The organism is Lishizhenia sp., assembly GCF_057456495.1.
The window spans coordinates 1-5,763 of the sequence record NZ_JBVCPV010000187.1 but is presented as its reverse complement, the minus strand read 5'-3'; the positions used below and the strand labels follow the sequence as shown (position 1 = coordinate 5,763).

The following is a 5,763-nucleotide window of genomic DNA, read 5'->3' as shown; positions in this document are numbered from 1 at the left end:
CAGGTAACTTAAATGCTCATCACGTTGCTTTCCCTGGTGGAAATTGGATAGAATTCGCCAACAATTTTGTAAACAACACTTTAGGATTATCTAGATCTCAAACCACAACACAAATTGAGCACTACGATAACTTAGCTGCGTTATTTGACGCAATGAAGCGTATCAATACAATTATTGTTGATTTAAATAGAGACATGTGGACGTATATCTCTATGGAATACTTCAAGCAAAAATTAAAAGAAGGAGAGATTGGTTCTTCTGCTATGCCACACAAAGTTAACCCTATCGACTTCGAAAACTCTGAAGGAAACTTAGGTATGGCTAATGCAATATTTGAGCACCTTTCAGCTAAACTTCCTATTTCAAGGTTACAGCGTGACTTGACAGATTCTACAGTTCTTAGAAATGTAGGAGTTCCTATTGGACATGCCTTAATTGGATTTAAATCTACAATGGTTGGATTAGAGAAGCTATTGTTAAACCCAGCAGCTTTAGCTAAAGACTTAGAGAACAACTGGGCGGTAGTAGCAGAGGCTATTCAAACTGTTTTAAGAAGAGAAGGATACGAGAAACCATACGAAGCTTTAAAAGGTTTGACACGTAAAAATGAAGCAGTAACGAAAGAAACGGTACACAATTTCATTGAAACTTTAAACGTTAGTGACGTTATTAAAGCTGAATTAAAAGAAATTACTCCAAGCAACTATACAGGTGTACAATTAGTGTAAATAGTTGCTGGTTTTTTGTATTTTAAAACCATGAAATTATTTATCACCCTTATCGCTGCATGTATCACGTTTTTTGGAATTAGTCAAGATTTCAAAATTGGTCAAGATGTTAAAAACATTGGAGCTATTAAAGAAGTTCAAATTCTTGGTCCAAATGAATACATTGCTACATCGATAAAACAGCGTATAGGGAGAAACAAGATAGTACTTGAACATTTTGTAAACAACCAGAAGGTGAAGGAGATAGAAACTCCTTACCGTGTGAACAGAAGTTTAGGAAAATTTGAAGATTTCATCTTGGTCGATGGTAAAGGCTTTGCTTTTATCAGCGACCAAGTTGGAAAATCTCGCAACCTTTACATTGAAAGCTTAGACCTAGAAGACGGTGATTTCGGCAAAGCTGAATTCATCATGGAAGACCCCCTACCTCGCAACAGACAATTACCTTCTGCATTTCAATTTAAAATTTCTTCGAATAAAAAATATGTAGGAATTATGGTTGACATCTCTTTAAAAGGAGATACCATAAGCACCTACCAATTTGTTGTAATTGACAGCGATAAAAACACCATCAATAGAGGTCGTTTTAATTTAAAATCACCAAAAGACGGCAACATAGATTTTAATTTTTGGGTAACAAAAACTGGTAAAATCGTTGCTTACCACAAAGAGTGTATCCAAGAAAATGTAGGTTTGTTTAAGAACAAATTCATACTAGTTAGAAGTCACCTTTACCGCTTAGATAACAAAGAGGTATACCACAGTGTTTTGAATAACACAAAAGATGATGTTGCCTATGAAGTAGAAATTGAGGAAGGTAAGGATTCATCTCTTTATGTTCACGGCTTTTATCAACACCAAAGTCACGATCAAATCAGCAACAAAATTCATGGAGCTATCTTTAAAAAATTCTCCCCACGTTTGGACCTGGAAATAGAAACCTACGAAGAGTTTCCTACTGAAATATTATTAATGGGACTTACCGAAGAGGAGGTACGTAAACAACGTGAAAATTTATCGATGTCTGATTATTTCTTAAGAAATTCATTTATAGACACCTTGCACAACTGTATTATCGGAGTAGCAGAACAATACTACAAACTCGAAGAAAGCTATCCAGATTCTCGTGGATATTTAAGAACAGAAACCCGTTATTACTACAACGATATATTAAGCTACAGATTCAACCTAGACGGAAGATTTGAATGGATAAACAAAGCTCCAAAAATTCAGGTTACAGCAAACGACAAAGGCTATTACTCTAGTTTCTTTTCTTACTTAAACGACAACCAAGATTTAGTGGTTATCTACAATGATGATTTGGCAAACTATTTAGAAGATGGTGATTACATTGATCCTTCAAAACAAAGAGAAAGTTTTCGTAGAAGGTCGGGTTACACAACAACAAAACTAACGCTTGACAATAGTACCGGAGAAAAGGAATATGAAAAATTCATCACCAAATTTCAAAGGAAGTCTTCTTTAGTGCCTCGACTAGGATATTCAAATGCAGATGGAAGTGTAAGAATAATACTCATTGAAGCGCAGCACACCTACAAGTTTGTATCAATCTTGGATTAAGCGCGCTTTCATACGCCCTTTTTCCTCTTCCGTACACTTACTTTTTGTACTTGAAGTTTGTGCTTTTAATGTTTCTTCGATTTTTTCAGAACAAGCCGTATAATCCCTGCAACACTTACACATCATTAAATGCAATCTAATACGTGCTTTTCTTAAAAGACCAACCCCTTTAGATAATTGCTCCTCATGCAATACTTGTATTTCTTCACAATTCTTACTCATCTCTTAAAACCATTTAGCCCCCAAACAATCTCTTAAGGCTGTCTTTGCCCTGTGTACGATTACCCAGAGATTGGACGCAGTTATATCAAACTCCTTACTGATCTCTTCTCCTTTTTTATTTTCGAAATATTTGGCCGTAATAATACCTTGCCATTGTTCTGGAAGTTTAGAGATACAATCTTCGAGCATCATTCGTTCTTCATCATATATTAAAGACGATTCTCCATCATTTTCACTCACCTCACCTGCATCTAACATCCAATCTTGTGAACCTTCATCTTTGTTACCATAATGAGAAATTGGTTTGGTTTTACGCGATTGCTGCTGTCTCCAATAATCAATAATCTTTCGATTTAAAATACTTACAAGCCACGTTTTTGGAGAGCTTTTCCCTTGAAATGTATGTAGATTCTTGAGCGCAGACACATAGGTGTCTTGCAAAAAATCCAAGGCCAAATCCCTGTCTTTTATTTTTGACAAAGCAAAATTCAATAAGTAATCACTGTATTGATCTACCCATTCTTTAAGAATCTCAGCGTTGGATTTTTCCATAAAACGAAGATAGTAGAAATTTCTATGTGGTGTTGAGCAAAAAAGTCATTCAAAATACACCTTGCTAAAAGAGGTGGACATGTTCATTTTTGGAATTGTTTAACAATAAAACTTACGATGCTACGTAATCTTCTTTAAATTTGTGTCATGATTAGATTTGTACTCCTCATAAGCTTATTGTTATTAGTAAGTAATGTTCAAGCACAACGAAATGTAAAAGACACCGTTATCGGCACCCCTTATGTTGGTATACAATATACAGGTGCGTTTCCACAAGCCGATTTGGCAGAACGTTTTGGTTTTTTCAACCAAATAGGAACTTTTGCAGGTTACAAAACCTCAAAAAACTGGATCTATGGATTTGATGGAAATTACTATTTCGGAGGAATAATAAAAGACAGATCTCTACTTTCTAATTTTGTAGATCCCAACGGAATTATTTCTGAAGCGGAAGCAGGTAACAGCGGAACCGTCTTACTTTTCATGAGAGGTTTCAATGCTAACTTCAGTATCGGTAAAATTTTCCCTGTGCTCTCTCCCAACCCTAACTCAGGGTTAATGGTACAATTAGGAGCTGGTTATTTACTCCACAAATACAGAATTGAAACCAACGACGATTTCATTCCTCAATTTGAGAACGACTACAGAAAGGGATATGACCGTTTAACCATAGGTGTAAATACTTCACAATTTGTAGGATACAGTTTTATGGCCAATACAGGAGTGTATAATTTTTACGCTGGTCTGTATTTTCAACAAGGGTTTACAAGAAACCAAAGAGATTTAAACTGGGATCAACCTGATGTACCGGTTTCAAAAGACCTTAGGTTTGATCATCAAATAGGGTTAAGAGCAGGGTGGTTAATTCCTATATATAAACGACAACCGAAAGATTTTTACCTGAACTAAATGCTGTTTTACGCTATTGGAATAAGGGCATATGCCTTCATTGTGCGCATTGCGTCATTGTTTAACCCTAAAGCAAAACAGTGGGTAAAGGGGCGAAAAAATTGGCGTAGATCACTTCCTACAACAGATGGGGATGTGGTTTGGTTTCATGCAGCATCACTTGGCGAATTTGAACAAGGTAGGCCCATCATTGAAGATTACAAAAAAGAGCATCCCGAAGACTTTATTTTGCTAACCTTCTTTAGTCCGAGCGGCTATGAAATAAGAAAAAATTACTCAGGAGCAGATTACATCTGTTACCTTCCTCTAGATACTAAAAAGAACGCAAAAGACTTTATCCAGCACTTTCAACCCAAAGCTGTATTTTTTATCAAATATGAATTTTGGTTGAATTATATTTTTGAAGCTAAAAAACAGGGAAGCAAATTGTATGTAATCTCGGCATTATTTAGAGAGCAACAAAGCTTTTTTAAATGGTATGGCGGAAATTTCAGAAGAGCTCTAAAACAGTTTGACCATTTTTTTGTCCAAAATATAAAGAGTGCCCAATTATTAGAAAGTATCAGCATCAATAACTACAAGATTACGGGTGACACGCGTTACGACCGCGTAATGGAAAATGCGAAAAAAGTAGCTTCATTACCCGTAATAGAAAACTGGCTAAACGGAGAAAAAGCCCTGATTATCGGAAGCTCATGGAAGGCGGACGAGGAGATTCTCGCTCCGTATTTAAACACGACTTATAGAGGTAAAATTATCCTAGCTTCTCATGAAGTGGGTGAGGAAAGAACACTTGAGATACTAAAAACTTTCTCTTTAAAAGCAGAACGATATACCAAAATTGAGCAATCTATATCTTCAGAAACTCAATTATTGATTATTGACTGCATAGGTATTTTGGCAAATGTTTATCAATACGGAAAGATGGCTTATGTTGGTGGTGCATTTGGTACGGGGCTACACAATATTTTAGAACCAAGTGCCTTTGGATTACCTGTAGTTTTTGGACCTATCCATGATAAGTTTCCGGAGGCAACGATACACATAAACGAAGGAATTGCTTTTTCAGTAGGAACCGCCCAAGAGTTGCAAACCACCTTTACTGCTATTGAAAGCAACTTAGAGGCATTAAAAAACTCCTGCCTTTCATTTATGCAATAATGTACAGGAGCTAGATATGTAATTCGAAAATTTATTGCTTAGTCATTTCTTCTTCCGAGAAGAATTGAAACATAATACAACAAGGTTACAATCGCTCCTATGGCAGCGACGACATAAGTCATAGCGGCCCATTTTAAAGCATCCTTAGACCTATCATATTCGGCCTGTGTTGAAACACCTGTTGATTTAAGCCATTGCAAGGCTCTTTTAGAGGCATCAAACTCTACCGGCAAGGTTACCACCGCAAATAGTGCAAAAATTCCATAGGTAATGATGAGTACCCATAAAATTAAATCCAATGGAAAAGCATTGAAGAACACCGCTCCACCAAAGATGGAAGCAAGCATTATGATATTTAAAATTTTACCACTGGCATTCTGTATCGGAACTAACCTTGATCTCAATTCTAGCGGTTTATAAGCTTGGGCATGTTGTAAAACGTGTCCGCATTCATGGGCAGCAACCGCCGCTGCGGCAGCATTTGCTCCGTAGTAAACATCTTTGGATAAATTAACCGTTTTTTTGAGTGGATTATAATGATCACTCAACTGACCAGGTACACAAACTATATCTACATCATAAATATTATTGTCTTGCAACATAGCCTCTG

General features: G+C 36.4%; 7 protein-coding genes. 4 read left to right on the top strand and 3 right to left on the bottom strand.

The window, feature by feature from the left end; genetic code table 11:
* Nucleotides 1-728 (top strand): lyase family protein (locus tag AC22ZQ_RS12040; RefSeq protein ID WP_318959017.1); only part of this gene is annotated, 728 nt, incomplete at its 5' end.
* Nucleotides 729-758: 30 nt separating this feature from the next.
* Complete coding sequence (locus AC22ZQ_RS12035; RefSeq protein ID WP_318959016.1) at nucleotides 759-2,309, top strand: hypothetical protein; 1,551 nt, start codon at nucleotides 759-761, stop codon at nucleotides 2,307-2,309.
* On the opposite strand, the gene AC22ZQ_RS12030 is transcribed toward AC22ZQ_RS12035, so the two are convergent.
* The gene (locus AC22ZQ_RS12030) at nucleotides 2,295-2,531 is read right to left on the bottom strand and encodes a hypothetical protein (RefSeq protein WP_318959015.1); all 237 of its coding nucleotides are present in this window, start codon (nucleotides 2,529-2,531) and stop codon (nucleotides 2,295-2,297) included. The two genes, AC22ZQ_RS12035 and AC22ZQ_RS12030, sit on opposite strands and share 15 nt — an antisense overlap.
* Nucleotides 2,532-2,534: 3 nt before the next feature.
* Entirely contained in the window at nucleotides 2,535-3,083 is a 549-nt protein-coding gene (locus AC22ZQ_RS12025; RefSeq protein WP_318959014.1) for an RNA polymerase sigma factor, read from the bottom strand.
* A gap of 147 nt (nucleotides 3,084-3,230) precedes the next feature.
* On the opposite strand from AC22ZQ_RS12025, the gene AC22ZQ_RS12020 reads away from it, so the two are divergent.
* Both AC22ZQ_RS12020 and AC22ZQ_RS12015 read left to right on the top strand, forming a co-directional pair.
* Nucleotides 3,231-3,992, top strand: a complete 762-nt coding sequence (locus AC22ZQ_RS12020) for a hypothetical protein (protein ID WP_318959013.1) — start codon at nucleotides 3,231-3,233, stop codon at nucleotides 3,990-3,992.
* A complete protein-coding gene (locus AC22ZQ_RS12015; RefSeq protein WP_318959012.1) occupies nucleotides 3,993-5,153 on the top strand; it encodes a 3-deoxy-D-manno-octulosonic acid transferase in 1,161 nt (386 codons plus the stop codon).
* A 38-nt stretch (nucleotides 5,154-5,191) separates the two neighbouring features.
* On the opposite strand, the gene AC22ZQ_RS12010 is transcribed toward AC22ZQ_RS12015, so the two are convergent.
* On the bottom strand, nucleotides 5,192-5,763 hold a 572-nt coding region (locus tag AC22ZQ_RS12010), incomplete at its 5' end, for a zinc metallopeptidase (RefSeq protein WP_318959011.1).